The sequence below is a fragment of the Sneathiella chungangensis genome (assembly GCF_009882935.1).
Classification (GTDB): Bacteria; Pseudomonadota; Alphaproteobacteria; order Sneathiellales; family Sneathiellaceae; genus Sneathiella; species Sneathiella chungangensis.
This window is the reverse complement of the sequence record NZ_WTVA01000015.1, coordinates 590540-608792: the sequence shown is the minus strand read 5'-3', so window position 1 is coordinate 608792 and position 18253 is coordinate 590540. Positions and strand designations below refer to the sequence as shown.

Sequence of the window (18253 nt, the reverse complement as noted above, 5' to 3'; positions counted from 1 at the left end):
ATGCTCCGCGCTCCTTATCACGAATAAAATAGCAGTTATATGACAAATAGAGAAGCGCTGGATGTATTTCACGGGAAAAATCACCTATCCCGGCTAATTCCTCGTCAATTTCCCCATCAAGGCTCTGCGCGACCGGTAAGGGCGCGGCTCAGGCTCTTGGCGATTGTCAGCTGGCAATCACTCGCCAGCGTTTTTCGAGAATCATAGTCGTCGATGGTCACCGGCGGATGAAACCGCAACTCCGCGGTTACTGTGCCACGCTTCAAAAACGCCCAGACATGGCTCAGCAATTCTTTATCGCCGACCCAGGCGACGATGCTCATGGTTCCGCGGGTGAGCGGAATACCGTTCAGTCGGCTGTAGGCGATCGTAACCGGTTGCACCTTCAGGTGATGGCCATTGATTTCACGTTCCGCCAGCCCAAAATAGGCGCTTTTGAAATTCTGGATTATGATGCCGTTTGACGAGGTGCCTTCCGGAAAAAGAAAAAGATTGTCGCCGTTTTCCAGATGTTCCTGCATTTCGCCTTTGTGGCCCTTGATGGCCGGGCGGGAGCGCTCGATAAAAATGGTTTGCTGTAGTTTGGAGATCGGGCCTACAAGCGGATATCCCTCTACCTCCTTTTTGGCGACGAAGCTTCCCTGAAGAACCTTTCCGATTACCGGAATATCCAGCCACGAGATATGGTTGATGACGAACAGCGTCGGGCGGCTTTCCTCAATTTCACCGGAGACAACAACTTTGACCCGTAACAGCCGACACAGGCCGGCATGGAAAAACTGCGGAATTTTGTATCGATGCTGCTTGAAAAACAACAGTACAATCAATTGCAGGGGCACGAGTAACGCCGCCCAGAGCAGGGCGGCCAGTGCGGTAAGGGTTGATCTTATATTACTCATAAACAACGCCGGGCGCGGACGGGTCCACTAGTCTTTTTTTCGGCTGTGCGCCGTCTGCTTGATGTTGACAACCGATTCCTCCGGCGGTACCGCGGCCACCGCGGACTTGGATAGAGGTTTTCCGTATAGTTCCAGCCTATGGTCGATCAATTCAAACCCGAGTTCTTTGGCGATTTTCTTCTGAAGTTCCTCGATCTGTTCACTTGTAAACTCGATCACCTGACCGGTCTGCACATTGATCAGATGGTCATGATGCTCTTCCGACGCTTCCTCATAGCGGGCGCGGCCATCCCCGAAATCATGACGTTCCAGAATGCCATTTTCCTCAAACATGCGGACAGTGCGATAGACCGTTGAGATGCTGATGGTGTCATCGATATCCGACGCCCGTTTATAAACGAGTTCCACGTCCGGATGGTCTTGTGATTCGGAGAGGACGCGCGCAATTACGCGCCGTTGCTCCGTCATACGCAGGCCCTTGTCGAGGCAGATCTGTTCCAGGCGAGTTGGCATGTGAACCTCTAATAACCAAATGACTGCCGACATGTCCGCCAGCAGTCATGATTTTATACGAATAATTTTTTAGGGCCAGCGAAAGTAGGGATTACTTGCTCCGCGCTTTCTTGCGGCGGGTTCCCAGGCCGATTTTCTTGGCCAGAGTGCGGCGTTGCTCAGCATAATTCGGCGCGACCATCGGATAATCGGCCGGCAGGCCCCAGCGCTCCCGATATTCGTCGGGCGTCATGTCGTAGGATGTTTTTAGATGCCGTTTGAGCATCTTCAACTTCTTGCCGTCTTCGAGGCAAATGATGTAATCGGGATGGATCGATTTGCGAATGGCGACGACGGGCTCCGGCTTGTCTTCTTCTTCCGGCGCTTCACCGACGGTTGAAAGAGTGTTAAAAACGTCGTTGATCAGCGTCGAAATTTCCGCCGCGTCCACCGGGTTGCGCGATAAGTGTGAGGTCACAATATCTGTCGTCAGGGCGAGCAGCTCCAGTTTCTCTATTTTTTCAGACATTGTAATTGAACCTCCATCTACTTCAATTGTCTTGCAGTGTATAGTCAATATATATCAAGAAATCGAATATAAAATGGAATAAAGAAAAAAAATAATGAGGATCAACATTTATACCGATTAACGTTTATTGGGGCATTTAAAGGTTAAAGCTGTAATTTCATCATGATCGCATCTTCGCCGCCCGCGCCATGGTTGTAGTAATTTGGGCGGCGGCCGATTTCCCGAAACCCTTTCGCGCGATAAAGCTGTTGAGCAGCAATGTTTTGCACCCCGACTTCAAGAAGCAGAATTTGCGTTTTTCTTTCCCGCAAAAATTTAATTCCATCATCCAGAAGGCGAGTGGCAATTCCTTTTTCGCGCAACTCGGGCACCGTGCCCAGAGACAGGATTTCGGCTTCATCCAGAATTTGCCGATATAGCGCAAAGGCGGTCGGTTCCTTCGCAACGCACATGACCTGGAGTATTGTTCCCGGAATATTGAGTGCAGATACAAACGCTTCTTCATTCCATGGGTCATCGAAGCAGCGTGCATGCAGCGCGCTCGCGAGCGTCGCGGCGGAGCTGTCAGTAAAAAAGTCGGTTTCCGTAAATAAGTCGGTCATGGATCCTCCCACTCAGGAGGCGGTCGGGTCTTTACCGCCCGGTAGCTTCGCATCCGGCGCCCTCAGATATACCGGCGCAGGCGGCGGCGTGTCGGCGGGAGGACGGCCGCGACCAAACGCCAGCCGTGCCACCTGGATTGCATCCGGATCATCGTCAATAGCCAGCAGTTCAAATTTTTGCGGGTCAAATCCGCCCTGCGCGGCGAGAAGCGGCGCGCCGGACCCGACAAGGACGGCGCGGTCCAATCCAACGGAGGCGAGGGCATCCTCTGTTTTCACGGCGGCCGCATCGGTCAGCGGCGTGATGAGCGAGTCATTTTCAATCCGCCTGAAGGCCTGTAGATAAATCTCTCCGCGCCGGGCATCGGCGGTCGCGATAACGGGGCGTTCGGCGGCCATGGAGGGCGACACCGCGGCCGAGATCGCCTCAAGCGTGGTAATGCCGATCAGCGGTTTTTTCGCTGCAAGCGCGATCCCGCGTGCGGCAGCCAGTCCGATCCTGAGTCCCGTGAAGGTTCCCGGCCCCACAGTAACGGCGATCAGGTCGATATCCGGATAGCCAAGGCCGGTCTCGCGCATCGATGCTTCGATCATTGGCAGAAGGGCTTCGGCATGGCCCCGCCGCCGTTTTTCATGGACATGGTGAAGGACCAGGGTTCCCTCCGTTATGGCGACGGAGCAGGCGTTCATTGCGGTATCAAACGCCAGAATCTTCATTATATTGCCTTCCGTATTCGAGCCATGTAGGGTCACCGTGAGGCCAGAGTGTTACGCTCTCTGGCGCGTGATTTCAAGTCAACAGGTTAACGATGACACTAAATGCGAACCTAGTCGAAATAACACCGCAAGAGTTTGATGTTGAGCTTGATCTGCGGTATGTGAGCGGGAATAATTTCACCGGCAGGCCGGTCTATCGGCGGGGCGCGTGCTACCTTAATCTCGAGGCTGCCGATAATTTACGGCGCGCCGTCGAACTGGCGGCGGCCATCGGCCTTCGCATCAAGATATTTGATGCCTTTCGCCCGACCGAGGCCGTTCAGATGCTCTGGGATCACACGCCGAACCCCGATTTTCTGTCGCATCCGAGCAGCGGGTCCCCCCATTCGCGGGGGGCGGCAATCGACCTCACCCTGATGGACGGCTCCGGTCACGAACTTGAAATGGGAACAGGATTTGACGCCATGACGCCATCGTCCTTTCACGGCGCGCTAGATATATCCGCTGAGGCTCAGCAGAACCGGGCAATCCTGCTCGGATTGATGACGGCGGCCGGATGGGATTTTTACCGGAATGAATGGTGGCATTACCAATTGTTTAAACCTCGCCGATATCCTACCCTTTCGGACAAGGCGGCGGGAAGCCGGATGATGGGCGATACAGGTCAGTCGAATGCGGGTTGAAGGCGGATGAAACGGGCAGGAACAAGAATTTTTGGGCTGTTTGGTGCGGCGGCCATATTTTTCGGTGCATTGGTATGGACGAATGCCGCGAGCGCTGCTGACTGGGCAAGCGTCATCATGTATCACCGGTTTGGTGAGGATCAGTATTCATCGACCAATATCCGGGTCGATCAGTTCAAGGAACATATTCAGGAGCTACAAAACGGCCAGTATACGGTGTTGCCCCTGAACGAAATTGTCGATCGGCTGGAAAGAGGTGAGTCGCTTCCCGACCGCACCGTCGCGCTTACCGTCGACGATGCCTACCTTTCCGTTTACGACGTTGCCTGGCCGCTGTTGAAAGAGGCGAATTTGCCGTTCACGGTCTTTGTTGCCGTCGAGTCGGTGGACAAGCAGTATGCAGGCTACATGAGCTGGGACCAGATCCGCGAGCTTCGGGATGCGGGCGTGCATATCGGGCATCATACCTATTCCCATGCGCATCTGCCGCTTATGAGCCCGGAGGAAATCGAAGCGGATATCAATCTGGCAAGCGAGCGTTATCAGGCGGAACTCGGCTTCGTGCCCGCGATATTCGCCTATCCCTACGGAGAATACGGTAACGACGTGAAGACGGTTATTCGCAATATCGGTTTCAAGGCGGCGTTTGGGCAGCAATCGGGCGTTGCCTATTCCGGTTACGACAGGCTGGAACTTCCCCGCTTCGCGATGAGCGAGAATTATGGCGGTATTGGGCGTTTCAGGCTGGCCGCCAACGCACTGCCGTTGCGGGTTACGGATGTAACGCCCTCCGACAACGTGCTGAAACGCAATCCACCGAATTTCGGTTTCACGATCGCCGAGGATTACGGCAACCTCAATGGTCTGTCCTGCTTTTCTTCCAACCAGACAGGCGGGGCTGTGCCGATTGAAAAAATTGGCGACTCGCGTATTGAGATCCGGCTGGCCGCTGCTTTCAAACCGGGCCGGGGCCGGATTAACTGCACCCTTCTCGGGCCCGACAGGCGCTGGCGCTGGTTCGGCTCGCTGTTCTACATTCCAAAATAAACCCCAAAAAAGAAAAAGGAGTGCCAATGCATCGCCCGAATAAACTAAAACAAAAACTTCAGGCCGGCGGAAAGGCGGCGGCCTGCTGGCTCTTCTCCAATTCGTCCGATATGGCGGAGATCGTCGCGGGCGCGGGCTTCGATGCCCTGATGATTGATCATGAACATGGCTCGGGAAGTCTGGAAACCGCCATCGACCAGCATCGCGCCGTCCGATCGGTAAGCGACGTGACCGTCCTCATGCGGGTTCCGTGGAACGATACCGTCCTGATCAAGAGGGCGCTTGATACCGGAATGGACGGCATAATGGTGCCATCCGTCAATACGGCGGAGGAGGCCCGGGCCGTCGTCGCCGCCTGCCGATACCCGCCGACGGGCATCCGCAGCGCAGGGTTCGGCGCGGCGCGCGCTGGCGGTTACGGGCGGACGGCACGCGAATATCGGGATAACCTGGATCAGGACCTGATGATCGTCTGCCAGATCGAAACGAAGGAGGCTGTCGGCAATATCGAGAGCATTGCCGCCGTCGATGGCGTGGACATGCTTTTTATCGGTCCTAACGATCTGTCCGGCAGTATCAACAAGCTCGCCGAATTCGATGACCCCGAAGTCAAGGCGCTGTTTGAGGAGGCGCGGGATCGCATCAAGGCGAGCCCGGCCTATCTCGGCTGCATATCGAAGGGGCCGCGGCAGACCAACGAGCTGTTCGCCCAAGGCTTTGATTTTCTTCTTTGCGCAGGCGATACAGGCCTTGTTGCGACGGCGGCGGATGACTTGCTGAAAAATCTCAAAAGATAGCTAATTACGCTTATATATAACAACAATTAATCAATATTGGTGTGTATTAGGGAGGACATTGACGCTGGCGGCGGCTTCGGTGATCTGCCGCCAGGTTTCCGCGTCGATCTCGATGCCATTTGATTTGCGCTCGGCACGCTGCTCGCGTTCGGGATCGCCCGGCAGGATGACATTGCCATAACCTTTGCGCGGCGGCGACTCCCGCACATAGTCGCACATGGCCTTCAATTCGCTGGCGATATAGTCCGTTTCGGTCAGCCGGGCCGGGTCAAATACGATCGAAAGCATATTGTTGATGACGCGGGAATCACGCACATTGCCCGGCTGGATTGTCCCGCCGCCGCCAATCGCGCCAGTAAGAAGCTCGCACATAAGCGCAAGTCCATAGCCTTTATGCTCTGCAAGAGGAAGAAGCGAGCCGGATTCTTCGGCAAACATCACGCCCGGATCGGTCGTCGAGTTCCCGTGATTGTCGATCAGCAGGCCTTCCTCGACTTCCTTGCCGCTGTTATGGGCGACCCGGATCTTGCCGAGCGCGACCTTGCTTGTTGCGAAATCGAGAATGATGCGCTTTTCGTGCTGGGTATCGGGAAGCGAAATACAGATGGGGTTGGTGCCGTAGCGGGCGTCTGATCCGCGATGCGGGGCAACGAGCCCCCTGTGTCCCGTTACATTGACGAAATGAATTGAGACGAGGCCGGCGTCCGCACATTGCTCCCCGTAGGTTCCAACCCGTCCGATATGATGGGCATTGCGCAAGGCCGAGAGGGCGAGGCCCGTCTTTCGCGCAACATTTATGGTTTGCGCCATGGCTTCCCGGGCGACGACCTGACCGAAGCCGGCACGGCCATTGAAAACGAGAATGGATCCGTCCTGCCTGACAAGTTCGGCATGTTCATTGGGTACCAGATAGCCGGCCTCGATATTTTCGACATAGCGGGGAATCATGCCAACGCCATGGCTGTCATGGCCCGAAAGGTTGGCGAGGACAAGATGATCGGCAACGATGGCGGCTTCTATTGGTTCGCTGCCGGCCGCCTTGAAAATCGCCTCGACAAAAGTCGTTAGTTCATCATGGTCTATCCGCATCGGCTGGTTTCTCCCGTAACAAATCTGGTGATTCTAAATCGCGGTCATGCCGCCGTCGACGACAAGCTCGGCCCCCGTGATGTGCCGCGCTTCATCTGACGCAAGAAAGAGGATGCTGTTCGCGATGTCGACGGGTTCGCTTGGGGTCTTGAGTGGGACTCGGGCCGGTAGAGCCTCCCATCCCGCCTGGATATCGCCGCCATACATACCCATCAGCTCGTCGCCCATATTGGTGCGGACGGGATCCGGGTGAACGGAATTGCAGCGAATACCATATCCGTTGTTGGCGCTATGGATTGCGACGGTTTTTGTGAGCTGCCGTACCGCCGCCTTCGAGGCGCCATAGGCAGCAAGTGTCGGCGTGCCGATTATCGCGGCGACGGAGGAGATATTGACGATCGATCCGCCGCGCTCCTTCATCGCCCTGACCGCCGCCTGACAGCCGAGAAAAACACCTTCCACATTTACTTTTTGAATTGCCTGCCAATGCGCGAGATCGGTATCCTCAATCGTCTGACGCTCCCCGATGGCAAGAATTCCGGCATTATTCACCAGAATATCGATGCCATTCACGTCCGCCACGGCCGTGGATATCACCTTCTGCCAGTCCGCCTCTTTCGTTACATCATGCGAAAGGAAACGGGCCTTTGCGCCAAATTCCTTCGCGGCCGTCTCGCCGGCTGCGCTGTTGATGTCTGTCATCAGGACAAAAGCGCCCTCCTCCACGAACCGGCGACTGGTCGCCAGACCAATTCCGGTGGCAGCTCCTGTTATGACGGCAACTTTGTTTTCCAGGCGGCCCATGATCTCCCCTCGCTTTTCTTTATTTTTACGGATCACGCTCTCATCGCGGCATCGCCTGATTAGAAGGCGCGCACGGAACATATTTCCATATCCCTCCCGATTTTGCGAGATGGAATGTGCAGGCGATGAAATACGGAGGGGGTTGGGGGTTAGCGGCGGCTGTCAGCAAACCGTTCCGGTGCAAGCACGGCATCTTCGAAGTCATCGAGACGGTTCATTTCGATCAGGGAGCGAAGATTATTGACATATTCCACTCCTTTTTCAGAGTAGACATGCAGCGTATCGATCAGACCCATTGCATCGGCCGTGAAACCGGGTTCGAGATGCTGGCGGGCACGGACCTGACGGAAATCGGCGTAAGCGGGATGCGAATTCAGATTATGGATATATGCCCTGATCGACTCTGCGATCGACTTGAAGGATTTCACTTCATGGGATTCGTCATGATCGCGGTCTTCCGGAACCAGCCCCTTGCCGGTTGCCCAAACTCGCTGCCCGAACAGGGCATTCCCCTCCCGGGCGAAGCGCGACGTGCCCCAGCCGGATTCCTCGACAGCCTGCGCGATCGCCAGCGATACCGGCACTTCATCCACTCTAACCAGCAGGGATTCGGGGTCGCTTTCTTCGGCGCGGTAGCGAATGGCAATTTCGTCCAGCCATTTGCGATCTGTTTCGCGAAGGCTCTTGCCGTCAGATTTTGCCTCCACAAGAGTGGCGAGCCGGGAGCGTTGCGCGGCGATTTTCTCGTTGACGTTCAGGATCAGCGGCAAAACCAGCTTGATAAAGGTCCGCTTTCGCTCCTCCACATCGGGGATGTCGAGTATATCGACCGGCATTTGCTCCACATAAAACCGTGGCACCGGCTCGCCGCGCCGGACATCGCGCAGGCGATAGTCGACCTGCGAAAGGCGCGCCTTCAGGCTTTCCATATCGAACTGGTCCGGCTGGTCGACTGCCGGAATATCGCTTGGTTTGCGCGGCGGAAGGGGAACGGCCTTCGCGAACAGCTGTTTGCCGACGCCATAGGATGCCGTTCGCACCTCACGGGTGCTGTCGATAAAATCCGGCACCAGATAGGTAATCGCCAGGGCAATACCTACCAAAGTCGCAATTTTATTGGATTTAAGACCGGATATCAGTAGCTGCATTACATAAACTGCGATGTATTTCTCTGCTCAAGAACGCGCTATTCCACGAAATACCGCGACATATAGTATGTACTGTTACTGCTTCCACAATATTTAGGCCCAAAAAGTGTTTTTCCTTCACTCTGGGCCGGACCCGAAATATGAGGGCGGTCGATAGCAAGATCAAGTGCGGAATTTTTTACAATAATTTTTCCAAGAGTTTCAGCTGCTTAAGTAAATACTTATAATTTATGCCAAATTTTCGACGCCGCAAAAACCCGTCCTGATGCCGAATCGCCTTGATCCGGGCCACTGGCGATGGACAATTGATTCGAGTTGCTCAGGTAACGGCGTCGAGTTGGCGGGTGGTGAGATTTCCCGGGACGACCGTAATCGGAATGGCGAAAGTTCCTGACATTTCACCAACCAGGCTTTTGATCAGCGGTCCCGGTCCTCCGGAATCGGGCGAGGCGGCGAGGACAAGGACGCGGATATCGGAATCTTCTTCGATCAGTGCCAGCACTTCTTCCTTCTTGTAGCCGTCACGGATGACGAATTCCGGTACGATCGTCGTTTCCTTCTGAATTTCCTCGGCCAGATTTTGCAGGATTTCTTCGGCGGCCTCCCGGGCTTCCTCGCGCATCGCCTGTTCAACGCCCATCCAGTGCTGGAACTCCGGCGGCTCTATGACATAAAGCAGGATTACCCCGCCGCCAACATGCCAGGCGCGGCGGCTCGCAAACCGGATGGCCGATTTGCATTCCGGGGTTTCATCGACGACAACAAGGAACTTGTTGCGGACGCCGGTTGGGGTTTCCTCTGACATAAAGGCTCCGTCAGTTATTCACGTTGAAATTTATCCTGCCACTATCGGCGCGTTTATTTCAAGAGAATGTTGCTGATCTCCTGGAGCTGAGTGCGGGCGCGCAGGATATAGAAGCCCTGCGCGGTCAGGTGGTTGGGGAGAAACTGGGAATCAGGAACGGCATTAACGACGATAATGGGATCCAGATCGATGACGGACTTCAGGCTGGCCAGCATCTGTGCCCAGGCGTTGGTAAGCCCGCGTTCCTTGATCAGGGTTTCATAATCCTGCGAGAGCGCTTTCAGAAGCAGGTAATAGCCATAGGCCTGCCCCTTGACGCCGTAGAAGATGTCATCCGCTTTGAAATCGATGATCTGGCCGGAATTTTCGTCAATATGCTTGTCGATCGTCGCGGTGGAGGAGCCGATATCGAGGGCAATGCGGTCGAGAGTCGCAAGGAGGTTGTCGGCCCGCTTTTCAAATACGGCCTTCCCTTCGGCAAGCCGCTTGTTATAGCTGATAAGCGAGGAACGGGCTTTTTCATATTGCTCTTCCGATGCTGCCGTCGGTAAAAGCGAGATCGTCGGGTCCCATGCCCATTTCGTGCCCGAATATTGAAGAAGGCCGGCGGCTTCCTGCAAATCCGGGTCCGTCTGGCTGGAACCGCGTGTCCGCCCAATCTGGTCGGTCAGCTCGAAACCGAAGCGCGCGAGGGCCGAAATAATCCCCTGCTGGTAGTTCGGCATATTGTCGAGTGCCGCGGAGGGCATGAAAAACGGATCGTTCGCCGTCCAACGGTTGATGTTGATCTCCCGGTCGATCAATCCGGCCATCATATCCACGGCATGGCTGCCGCCCGCGACGACATTCGTGCCGGTCGGCACAAAATCGGTGTCGTCTTCGATATTGTTGATCATGATCATGCCGATCGGATAGTAGAGCAGCAGGAACAGGAGTATCAGGAAGACGAACACTTTCCAGCTTCGTCTCGCGCCTTCTTTCACAGCTTGCGCGCTTCGACCAATGCGTTTGGTTTCCGTGCCGCTATTGCCGATTTCGCTCATCTATCCCGTCCCGTCACTTCCTCATCCACACTTATGGCTTCGGTGAAAGATGTATGTCGTTTCGTATCGACTTACAAGTTGGGCGGCTTACGGTCGAAGAAAACCGACGACTTCCTTGACCTCCGCCAATACCGGCGCGGCGAGGGCCTCGGCCCGTTCCGCGCCTTCATGCAAGATTGCGTCAACATGCGCCGGATCGGCCATCAGGCGTTTCATTTCTTCGCCGATGGGGCCGAACTTTTCCACCGCAAGATCGGTCAGCGCCGGCTTGAAGACCGAGAAGGGCGCCCCGGCAAATTCGTCGAGTACCTTCTGCTTGGTGAGATCGGCGAGGGCCGCATAGATCCCGACAAGATTGGCGGCTTCAGGGCGGTTCTTCAACCCCTCTTCCCTCTCGGGAAGCGGATCCGCATCCGTCCGCGCCTTGCGCAGTTTCAGCGCAATGCTGTCGCGATCGTCCGTAAAAGTAATGCGCGAATAATCACTCGGATCGGATTTCGACATCTTCTTCGATCCGTCCCGCAGCGACATCACCCGTGTCGCTTCGCCGAAAATAAGCGGTTCGACCAGCGGGAAGATTTCCGCGCCGTAATCATTGTTGAACTTCTGCGCGATATCGCGGGTCAGTTCCAGATGCTGTTTCTGGTCCTCCCCGACCGGCACATGGGTTGCCTTATAGACCATAATGTCCGCCGCCATCAGGTTGGGATAGGCATACAGGCCGACAGAAGCGTTCTCGCGATTCTTCCCCGCCTTCTCCTTGAACTGGGTCATCCGGTTCAACCAGCCGAGGCGGGCGACGCAATTGAAAATCCAGGCGAGCTCGGCATGCGCGGGAACCGTGCTCTGCGCGATTATTATGGAACGTTTCGGATCAACGCCGGCTGCAAGATAGGCGGCGGCGACTTCCCGCGTATTGCTGCGAAGCGCCGCAGGATCCTGCCAGACGGTGATGGCATGCATATCGACGGCGCAATAAATGCATTCATAATCTTCCTGCAATCCGACGAAATTACGGATGGCGCCAAGATAATTGCCGAGATGAAGGTTGCCGCTCGGCTGAACGCCGGAGAAAATGCGAGACATAATTGAAAAGCTCCTCACGCTTTGGACACGAGCCCCGATCTTGCGGGCTGACGGTCAGGCCGCCGGGGCTGGGATTGGGTATTACGTTGATATCGTTCACGGCCTTATTGCAGGCGATTGGTGGATCGTCAACAGATTTACGTTTTCGGGCGCCGTTTCAGCATGCTTTTTACCTCGTGCAGACTGGCGGCGCCGGTGACGAGAATAGCGATCGCGTAGAGAAGGCCACCGATAGCCACCAGGGCAACAAGGCCGCTGATCCGCAACACCAGATCATCGCTGAAAAGGTCCGCCAGGAATTTCTGTGAGGCGACGAGCCCGCCGCCCATGACGGCGGCCGAGACCACCATTCCGACAAGTCGCCGCAACAGTCGCGCGTCCGCTGCGTAATGCCCGCGACGGCGAAGGACGGCGAAGAGAACAAGCACGTTGAACCATGAAGAAAGGGACGTCGCAAGCGCGATGCCCACATGATCGATGTAACGGATAAGCACAAGGCTTAAGCCGACATTCAGGATCATCGCAAGAACGCCGGCGATAACCGGTGTCGTGGTGTCTTCGCGGGCAAAAAACCCGGGCGCCAGTATTTTGACAAGCACATATGCCGGAAGCCCGGTCGCGAAGGCAAGCAGGGCGGTGGCTGTCGCCTCGCTCGCGGCAGCCGTAAACTCGCCATGTTGGAAAAGCACCGAAGTGATCTCCCGGGGAACAATCATCAAGGCGGCCGCTGCCGGCAGGGTCAGCAGCATGGAAAGCTCCACTGCGCGGTTCATGCTGTTCATCGCCGTCTTGTCTTCGCCCGCCCGCAGCTGCCGCGACAGCATCGGCAGCAACGCCGTTCCGACAGCGATGCCAATCACGCCGAGGGGAAGCTGATACACCCGGTCCGCATAGTAAAGATAGGAAATGGAGCCGGTCGCAAGATAGGACGCGATGATGGTTCCGACCAGGATATTGATTTGCATGACGCCGGCGCCGAGCGCGCCGGGAAGCATAAGGCGGAAAAGCCGTTTGACATCCTTATTGACGACGGGGCGGGCCAGCGGAATACGAATATCCGCCCGCCGACAGGCAATAACAAGAAAGATCACTTGCGCAAGGCCGGCGAGCGCGACTCCGCCCGAGAGGAGCATCCCGACGAAATTTTCCGTCTTGCCAAAGCCGAGGAGGAGGCAGGTGATTAATATGATATTGAGCAGGATGGGCGCCGCCGCCATGGCGGCAAACTTGTAAAAAACGTTGAGGATGCCGCCCAGCAGCGCGACGATCGCCATCGCGGTCAGATACGGAAAGGTGATACGGGTGAAGTCGACCGCAAGGTCGAAACGCAAACCATCGGGACTGAATCCCGGCGCCAGCAACAACATCATGACCGGCATGAAAATCATGAACAGGGCTGAGAATATCAGCAGGAAACCGACGAGGATGCTCATCGCGTGGCCCGCAAATTCGAGTGCGATATCTTTCCCCTCCGTTTCCAGCTTGCGGGCGAAAAGCGGAATAAAGGCGGCGGAAAACGCGCCCTCCGCCACCAGTCGGCGGAACATGTTGGGTATCCGGAATGCGACGAAAAAAGCGTCCGCGACCGGCCCCGCGCCAAGGACCGAAGCCATCAGGATATCGCGCAGGAATCCGAGCACGCGACTGATCATGGTATAGCCACCAACGGTGGCAACGGACTTAATCAAACTCATGGCTTTCCTATAGCACAGGTAAGCCGGAACTGCCCATCAGCTTCCGCCGCCAGCGGCTTTTTTTGCGGGCGTGGAAATTTTCTGCTTTTCGGTCCCATCCGACAGCGCCGCCAGAAGTTTCTTCTCGATACTGGCGAGTTTGACCTTGTTCGTGATTTTGAGTCCGAAACTGTCTTTCACATAAAAGACGTCCACGGCACGCTCGCCGTAGGTCGCGATATGCGCCGAAGAGATCGAGAGGGAGAGATTAAACAACGTCCGGGTCAGGCCGGCAAGCAGACCGGGCCGGTCGCGTCCGCGCACTTCAATAACGGTGTGGGTGTTCGACGCCTTGTTGTCGAGGATCACGCCGGGTTGAACCTTGAAGATCTCCGTGCGGCTCGGCAGGCTTGCTTCACGGCGGTCGATGATTTCCAGATGCGGTTTTCGGGCGCCCTGCAGGGTGTCCTCTATCGCCTGCCGCAATTTCTTCATGCGGCCGCGCTGGTCATAAACCTTGCCTTCCGAATCCTGAATGAAAAATGTATCAAGCGCCATGCCATCGGTCGTCGTATGGATTTTTGCATCGACAATGTTCGCGCCGCTGACCGACATCGCGCCGGTTATCCGCGAGAAGAGCCCGGGATGGTCTGCGGTATATACGATGACCTCGGTGACGGAGCGGAACGGGTCGCTTTTGGTCTCGATGGTAAAAAGCGATTTCTCCTTATCTGCCTTGCGCATCAATGCGGCATGTTTCATGCGGTCTTCGTTGCTCGTCGCGATCCAGTAGGATTGATAGAAGCGGCTGATATGATCGTCGATTTCCTTCTTCTTCCACCCTTTGAGCTGGCTGCGCAATTCTTCCTGATAATGCTTGGCCCGTTCGGCGCGGCCCTCAGAGATATGGCCGCCCGTCAATGCGGTTTCGCTTGCATAGTAAAGCTCGCGCAGGAGCTGGCCCTTCCAGCCATTCCATACATTGGGGCCGACGGCGCGGATATCGGCGACGGTCAGCACCAGCAAAAGCCGGAGCCTTTCCGGGCTTTGGACAATCTGGACAAAATCCTCGACGGTTTTCGGATCCGCGATATCCCGCTTGAAGGCATACCCGCTGAACGCGAGGTGATAACGCACGAGCCATGAAACCGTTTCGGTTTCCGATGGCGATAGACCGAGTCGCGGACATAGTTTTTCCGCGACCTCTGCACCGAGGATCGAGTGATCGCCGCCCCGGCCCTTGGCAATGTCGTGGATCAGCACGGCAACATAAAGGACGTTACGCGAGACGATTTTCGGCATAATATTATGGGACAGCGGGTGATCCTCTTTCAGCGCGCCCTGCTCGATCTGCGAGACAATGCCGATTGCCCGGATCGTATGCTCATCCACCGTATAGACATGGTACATGTCATGCTGCATCTGGGCAACGACGCGACCGAAATCAGGAACGAAGCGACCGAATACGCCGGCTTCATTGAGGCGCCGCAACGTCGTTTCCGGATCCTTGTGGCTGGTCATCATTTCCAGGAAAAGCTGGTTCGCCCTCGGGTCGTTCCGGACACTCCGGTTGATCAGCTTGAGGTCCTGGCGGATCAGGCGCAGCGCGTTGGGATGCACATCGAGGCCCTTCTCCTGCGCCAGATGGAACAGTTCGAGCATTTTGACGGGTTCTTTCTTGAAATCGTCCTCATGCTCGACATTGATGCGGCCGCTTTCGACCACATACCCTTTGAGCTTGCGTCGACCAAGGCCGAGCCGCGGGATCGGCAAACGGCTTGTCTTCTGCTGCTCGGCCTCCAGCTTGGCGCAGAAAATCCGCGTCAGGTCACCAACATCCTTGGCGACGAGGAAATAATGCTTCATGAACCGTTCCACGCCGCGCGTTCCCGCATGGTCCTTGTAATGCAGGCGTTTGGCAAGTTCGGTCTGGACATCGAAGGTGATCCGCTCTTCGGGTCGGCGGGTCAGGTAATGCAGATGACAGCGGACGGAGCGAAGAAAATTTGACGCCTTCGTCAGCTTGCGCCGTTCCTTTTCCGTAAAGACGCCAAGTTCGACAAGGCGGGAGATATCCGTCGTGCCATGGAGAAATTTTCCGATCCAGAACAGGGTCTGCAGATCGCGGAGGCCACCTTTGCCTTCCTTGATGTTGGGCTCAACCAGATAGCGGGAATTGCCATAGCGCTCGTGGCGTTCTTTTCGTTCCTGCAGTTTTGCCTCGATGAATTCCCGGCTATGCCCGGCGGCGACTTCTTTCAGGTACCGGCGATACATTTCCTTGAACATATCCTGGTCGCCCCAGACGTAGCGCGCCTCCAGCAGGGCGGTCTGGATCGTCGTATCCTTCTTGGCGAGGCGGATACATTCGTTCACATTGCGTGTTGAGTGACCGACCTTGAGGCCCAGGTCCCAGAGCATATAGAGGACGAATTCGATTACCTGTTCGCACCATGGCGTCTGTTTATAGGGAAAGAGGAACAGAAGATCGACGTCGGAATAGGGCGCCAGTTCCCCGCGTCCGTAACCGCCGACGGCAACAAGCGACAGTTTCTCCTCCGATGTCGGGTTGCTCAACCGGTAGACATATTGCGTGGCCGCGTCATAAATAGTGCGGATAAGCTGATCGACCAGGAAGCACTGCGCATACATCGTCGCCCGGCCTTTGTTGGTCTGCAAGAACCGCTTCTCTACCGCCTTGTTGCCATTATCGAACGTCACTTTAAGCTGTTTCAGGACATCGCGGCGAAACTCGAAACTGCTCGGCGCATGTTGCTCGGCAATTTCGGAAATCGCCAGTACCAGCGCGCGCCTGTCTATTATTTCTTTCCGGTTTGGAATTTTTTCCATGTAACATCCAATTAACGGCCCAGATTGTTTTTATCGCTTGGGCCTTTTAAACTCCGCTGACTGCTGTTTAACAAAATTCGGGGCCGAAAGCCCGAAATATATCGACGCTTCCTGATAATTTAGGGCGCAAAACCCAAGTGAGTATCCGAGATGGACCAATTTGAGTTTGAAGATTTATCGGTCGCCGCCGTCTATAAATCCTATCCGAAATCTCTCAGAAGCAAATTGCTGGGATTTAGGCAGCTGATTTTCGAGGCCGCCGCCGACATGGACGGCGTTAAAATTACTGAAACGCTGAAATGGGGCGAGCCTAGCTATGCGGCTAATGGCGGAATTGGCACGCCGATCCGCCTTGCGCCGGCGAAAGAGCCAGATCACGTCGGGATTTATATTCATTGTCAGACGAGCCTTATCAACGACTTCAGGGCATCACGCCCCGGCGCTTTCCGCTACAGCGGCACTCGCGCTCTCCTTATCGGACCCGACGACAGGCCCGCGGAGAAAGACCTGCGGGACTTTATCGCCGCGGCGCTGACCTATCACCGAAACAAGGCGAAGGCGGCGAAAGCCTGACAATGCATTTTTTTGCGTATACAGATGGCGCAATACTCGGTGCGGCGTTGATCATCGCCATTGGCGCACAGAACCTGTTTGTCCTCCGGCAGGGTATCCACCGTGATCAGGTGTTTATCGTTTGCCTGCTATCCGCCCTTATCGACGCGACATTGATCCTTGCGGGCGCATTGGGATTGGGATCCGCCATCGCGGCCTTTCCCTGGTTGGTTTCCTGGGCAAGCTGGGGCGGTGCCGTTTTTCTGATTGCCTTCGGTCTGCTCTCATGCCGCCGGGTGATTTGGCCGGATCCCGTGCCCGCCGAAAACGGCGCGCCCGTTGCGTCATCAAGAAGAAAAGCCGTTTCGCTGACGCTCGCCTTCGGCTTCCTCAACCCCCATGTTTATCTGGATACAGTCATTCTCCTTGGAGGGATCGCCTCCGGTTATGCGCTGGATGACCGGATTTACTTTGTCCTGGGCGCGATTACGGCATCCTTTGGCTGGTTCTTCACCATTGGATATGGCGCGCGTTTCCTGGCTCCGCTCCTGCGAGATAAAACAGGCGCGCGTATCCTAGATCTGCTGGTGGCGGGGATGATGTTTTTCGTCGCCGCCAGCCTGATTTACGACCGGATGGCGGCAACGAACTGACAGACGGATCAGGCGATGGTCTGACCGCCGTCGATCACGAGGGTCTGACCGGTGAGGAAAGTCCCGGCGCTTGATGCCATATAGATCGCCGCACCGGCAATCTCTTCGGGCTGGCCGATCCGTTGAAGCGGGGCGCGGGATGTCGCGCGTTTCAGAATATCCGGGTTTTCCCAAAGGGCACGTGCGAAGTCCGTCTGGATCAGTCCCGGCGCAATGGCGTTCACCCGAATGTTGTCCGCGCCATGCTCTACGGCGAGGTTGCGGACGAGCTGCATGTCCGCCGCTTTGGAAATGCTGTAGGCGCCAAGAACCGGCGAGCCGCGCAAACCGCCGATGGAAGAGACGATAATGATCGCGCCGTCCTTGCGGGCTTTCATTTCCGGCAGCACCATGTTGCAGAGCCAGTGATTGGATTTGATATTCGCCGACATGATCTTGTCAAACGCGTCATCCGGAATGTCGGTCGATGGACCGAAATAGGGGTTAAGCGCGGCGTTGCAGACAAGAACATGGATGTCGCCGAAAACCTTGTGGGTTTCATCGACGAGATTCTGCAGCGATTCCTTGGAATTGATGTTGCAGGGTATCGACACGGCCTTGCCACTGCTGCCCGCCGGCAGGCTGTCGTTGATTTCCTTCGCCACCGCCTCGCAGGCATCGGCCTTGCGGCTTGAGATCGTGACTTTCGCCCCCGCAAGTGCCATCTGATGGGCGATGGCCTTGCCGATGCCCTTGCTGGACCCTGTAATGACGACATTTTTTCCCGATAAATCAAACATGCGCT

19 protein-coding genes are annotated in these 18253 nt (G+C 56.0%); 5 read left to right on the top strand and 14 right to left on the bottom strand.

Annotation, left to right across the window (positions count from 1 at the left end; translation table 11 throughout):
* Positions 1-116 precede the first annotated feature (116 nt).
* From GQF03_RS16025 to tsaB, 5 genes are all read right to left on the bottom strand, one after another.
* Positions 117-899: a lysophospholipid acyltransferase family protein gene (locus tag GQF03_RS16025; RefSeq protein ID WP_161340275.1), complete on the bottom strand. Its 783-nt coding sequence runs from the start codon at positions 897-899 to the stop codon at positions 117-119.
* Between the two features lie 27 nt (positions 900-926).
* Positions 927-1412, bottom strand: coding sequence for a Fur family transcriptional regulator (locus tag GQF03_RS16020; protein WP_161340274.1), 486 nt, complete (start codon positions 1410-1412; stop codon positions 927-929).
* 91 nt (positions 1413-1503) lie between these two features.
* A complete protein-coding gene (locus tag GQF03_RS16015) occupies positions 1504-1920 on the bottom strand; it encodes a Ros/MucR family transcriptional regulator (RefSeq protein WP_161340273.1) in 417 nt (138 codons plus the stop codon).
* A gap of 143 nt (positions 1921-2063) precedes the next feature.
* On the bottom strand, positions 2064-2522 hold the full coding sequence (gene rimI / locus GQF03_RS16010; protein WP_161340272.1) for a ribosomal protein S18-alanine N-acetyltransferase: 459 nt from the start codon (positions 2520-2522) through the stop codon (positions 2064-2066).
* Between the two features lie 12 nt (positions 2523-2534).
* A complete protein-coding gene (tsaB, locus tag GQF03_RS16005) occupies positions 2535-3239 on the bottom strand; it encodes a tRNA (adenosine(37)-N6)-threonylcarbamoyltransferase complex dimerization subunit type 1 TsaB (protein ID WP_161340271.1) in 705 nt (234 codons plus the stop codon).
* 92 nt (positions 3240-3331) lie between these two features.
* Here tsaB and ddpX point away from each other — a divergent pair, with 92 nt between their 5' ends.
* From ddpX to GQF03_RS15990, 3 genes are read left to right on the top strand one after another with little or no spacing between them, the layout of a single operon-like run.
* A complete protein-coding gene (gene ddpX / locus GQF03_RS16000; RefSeq protein WP_161340270.1) occupies positions 3332-3922 on the top strand; it encodes a D-alanyl-D-alanine dipeptidase in 591 nt (196 codons plus the stop codon).
* 6 nt (positions 3923-3928) lie between these two features.
* The gene (locus GQF03_RS15995; protein ID WP_161340269.1) at positions 3929-4969 is read left to right on the top strand and encodes a polysaccharide deacetylase family protein; all 1041 of its coding nucleotides are present in this window, start codon (positions 3929-3931) and stop codon (positions 4967-4969) included.
* A gap of 26 nt (positions 4970-4995) precedes the next feature.
* On the top strand, positions 4996-5766 hold the full coding sequence (locus tag GQF03_RS15990; protein WP_161340268.1) for an HpcH/HpaI aldolase family protein: 771 nt from the start codon (positions 4996-4998) through the stop codon (positions 5764-5766).
* Positions 5767-5796: 30 nt separating this feature from the next.
* Here GQF03_RS15990 and GQF03_RS15985 read toward each other — a convergent pair whose 3' ends face one another.
* The 8 genes from GQF03_RS15985 to GQF03_RS15950 all read right to left on the bottom strand — a co-directional run bounded on the left by GQF03_RS15985 (position 5797) and on the right by GQF03_RS15950 (position 16264).
* Positions 5797-6855 (bottom strand): malate/lactate/ureidoglycolate dehydrogenase, encoded by a 1059-nt coding sequence (locus GQF03_RS15985; protein ID WP_161340267.1) that lies wholly within the window; start codon positions 6853-6855, stop codon positions 5797-5799.
* Between the two features lie 33 nt (positions 6856-6888).
* Positions 6889-7659 carry a glucose 1-dehydrogenase gene (locus GQF03_RS15980; protein ID WP_161340266.1) on the bottom strand — a complete coding sequence of 257 codons (771 nt, stop codon included), beginning with the start codon at positions 7657-7659 and terminating at the stop codon, positions 6889-6891.
* 149 nt (positions 7660-7808) lie between these two features.
* Positions 7809-8807: a glucosaminidase domain-containing protein gene (locus GQF03_RS15975; protein WP_161340265.1), complete on the bottom strand. Its 999-nt coding sequence runs from the start codon at positions 8805-8807 to the stop codon at positions 7809-7811.
* Between the two features lie 319 nt (positions 8808-9126).
* Entirely contained in the window at positions 9127-9612 is a 486-nt protein-coding gene (locus GQF03_RS15970) for a universal stress protein (protein ID WP_161340264.1), read from the bottom strand.
* 53 nt (positions 9613-9665) lie between these two features.
* Complete coding sequence (locus GQF03_RS15965) at positions 9666-10655, bottom strand: DUF2333 family protein (RefSeq protein ID WP_161340263.1); 990 nt, start codon at positions 10653-10655, stop codon at positions 9666-9668.
* A gap of 87 nt (positions 10656-10742) precedes the next feature.
* On the bottom strand, positions 10743-11741 hold the full coding sequence (trpS, locus tag GQF03_RS15960) for a tryptophan--tRNA ligase (RefSeq protein WP_161340262.1): 999 nt from the start codon (positions 11739-11741) through the stop codon (positions 10743-10745).
* Positions 11742-11878: 137 nt separating this feature from the next.
* Entirely contained in the window at positions 11879-13435 is a 1557-nt protein-coding gene (gene murJ, locus GQF03_RS15955; protein ID WP_161340261.1) for a murein biosynthesis integral membrane protein MurJ, read from the bottom strand.
* Positions 13436-13471: 36 nt separating this feature from the next.
* The gene (locus tag GQF03_RS15950) at positions 13472-16264 is read right to left on the bottom strand and encodes a [protein-PII] uridylyltransferase (protein ID WP_161340260.1); all 2793 of its coding nucleotides are present in this window, start codon (positions 16262-16264) and stop codon (positions 13472-13474) included.
* 150 nt (positions 16265-16414) lie between these two features.
* Here GQF03_RS15950 and GQF03_RS15945 point away from each other — a divergent pair, with 150 nt between their 5' ends.
* Together GQF03_RS15945 and GQF03_RS15940 are read left to right on the top strand one after the other, a co-directional pair.
* Positions 16415-16837, top strand: a complete 423-nt coding sequence (locus tag GQF03_RS15945; protein ID WP_161340259.1) for a DUF1801 domain-containing protein — start codon at positions 16415-16417, stop codon at positions 16835-16837.
* Positions 16838-16839: 2 nt separating this feature from the next.
* Positions 16840-17469, top strand: coding sequence for a LysE/ArgO family amino acid transporter (locus tag GQF03_RS15940; RefSeq protein WP_161340258.1), 630 nt, complete (start codon positions 16840-16842; stop codon positions 17467-17469).
* Between the two features lie 8 nt (positions 17470-17477).
* Here GQF03_RS15940 and GQF03_RS15935 read toward each other — a convergent pair whose 3' ends face one another.
* Complete coding sequence (locus GQF03_RS15935; protein ID WP_161340257.1) at positions 17478-18248, bottom strand: SDR family NAD(P)-dependent oxidoreductase; 771 nt, start codon at positions 18246-18248, stop codon at positions 17478-17480.
* Between the last annotated feature and the right edge of the window lie 5 nt (positions 18249-18253).

Coding starts and splice junctions, on each gene's coding strand:
- GQF03_RS15985 (WP_161340267.1), bottom strand. CDS start 6,855: ATGCGGATAGACCATGATGAACTAACGACTTTTGTCGAGGCGATTTTC.
- GQF03_RS15940 (WP_161340258.1), top strand. CDS start 16,840: ATGCATTTTTTTGCGTATACAGATGGCGCAATACTCGGTGCGGCGTTG.
- GQF03_RS15975 (WP_161340265.1), bottom strand. CDS start 8,807: ATGCAGCTACTGATATCCGGTCTTAAATCCAATAAAATTGCGACTTTG.
- GQF03_RS16025 (WP_161340275.1), bottom strand. CDS start 899: ATGAGTAATATAAGATCAACCCTTACCGCACTGGCCGCCCTGCTCTGG.
- GQF03_RS15945 (WP_161340259.1), top strand. CDS start 16,415: ATGGACCAATTTGAGTTTGAAGATTTATCGGTCGCCGCCGTCTATAAA.
- GQF03_RS15980 (WP_161340266.1), bottom strand. CDS start 7,659: ATGGGCCGCCTGGAAAACAAAGTTGCCGTCATAACAGGAGCTGCCACC.
- GQF03_RS15990 (WP_161340268.1), top strand. CDS start 4,996: ATGCATCGCCCGAATAAACTAAAACAAAAACTTCAGGCCGGCGGAAAG.
- GQF03_RS16015 (WP_161340273.1), bottom strand. CDS start 1,920: ATGTCTGAAAAAATAGAGAAACTGGAGCTGCTCGCCCTGACGACAGAT.
- murJ (WP_161340261.1), bottom strand. CDS start 13,435: ATGAGTTTGATTAAGTCCGTTGCCACCGTTGGTGGCTATACCATGATC.
- rimI (WP_161340272.1), bottom strand. CDS start 2,522: ATGACCGACTTATTTACGGAAACCGACTTTTTTACTGACAGCTCCGCC.
- ddpX (WP_161340270.1), top strand. CDS start 3,332: ATGACACTAAATGCGAACCTAGTCGAAATAACACCGCAAGAGTTTGAT.
- GQF03_RS15935 (WP_161340257.1), bottom strand. CDS start 18,248: ATGTTTGATTTATCGGGAAAAAATGTCGTCATTACAGGGTCCAGCAAG.
- GQF03_RS16020 (WP_161340274.1), bottom strand. CDS start 1,412: ATGCCAACTCGCCTGGAACAGATCTGCCTCGACAAGGGCCTGCGTATG.
- trpS (WP_161340262.1), bottom strand. CDS start 11,741: ATGTCTCGCATTTTCTCCGGCGTTCAGCCGAGCGGCAACCTTCATCTC.
- tsaB (WP_161340271.1), bottom strand. CDS start 3,239: ATGAAGATTCTGGCGTTTGATACCGCAATGAACGCCTGCTCCGTCGCC.
- GQF03_RS15970 (WP_161340264.1), bottom strand. CDS start 9,612: ATGTCAGAGGAAACCCCAACCGGCGTCCGCAACAAGTTCCTTGTTGTC.
- GQF03_RS15995 (WP_161340269.1), top strand. CDS start 3,929: ATGAAACGGGCAGGAACAAGAATTTTTGGGCTGTTTGGTGCGGCGGCC.
- GQF03_RS15965 (WP_161340263.1), bottom strand. CDS start 10,655: ATGAGCGAAATCGGCAATAGCGGCACGGAAACCAAACGCATTGGTCGA.
- GQF03_RS15950 (WP_161340260.1), bottom strand. CDS start 16,264: ATGGAAAAAATTCCAAACCGGAAAGAAATAATAGACAGGCGCGCGCTG.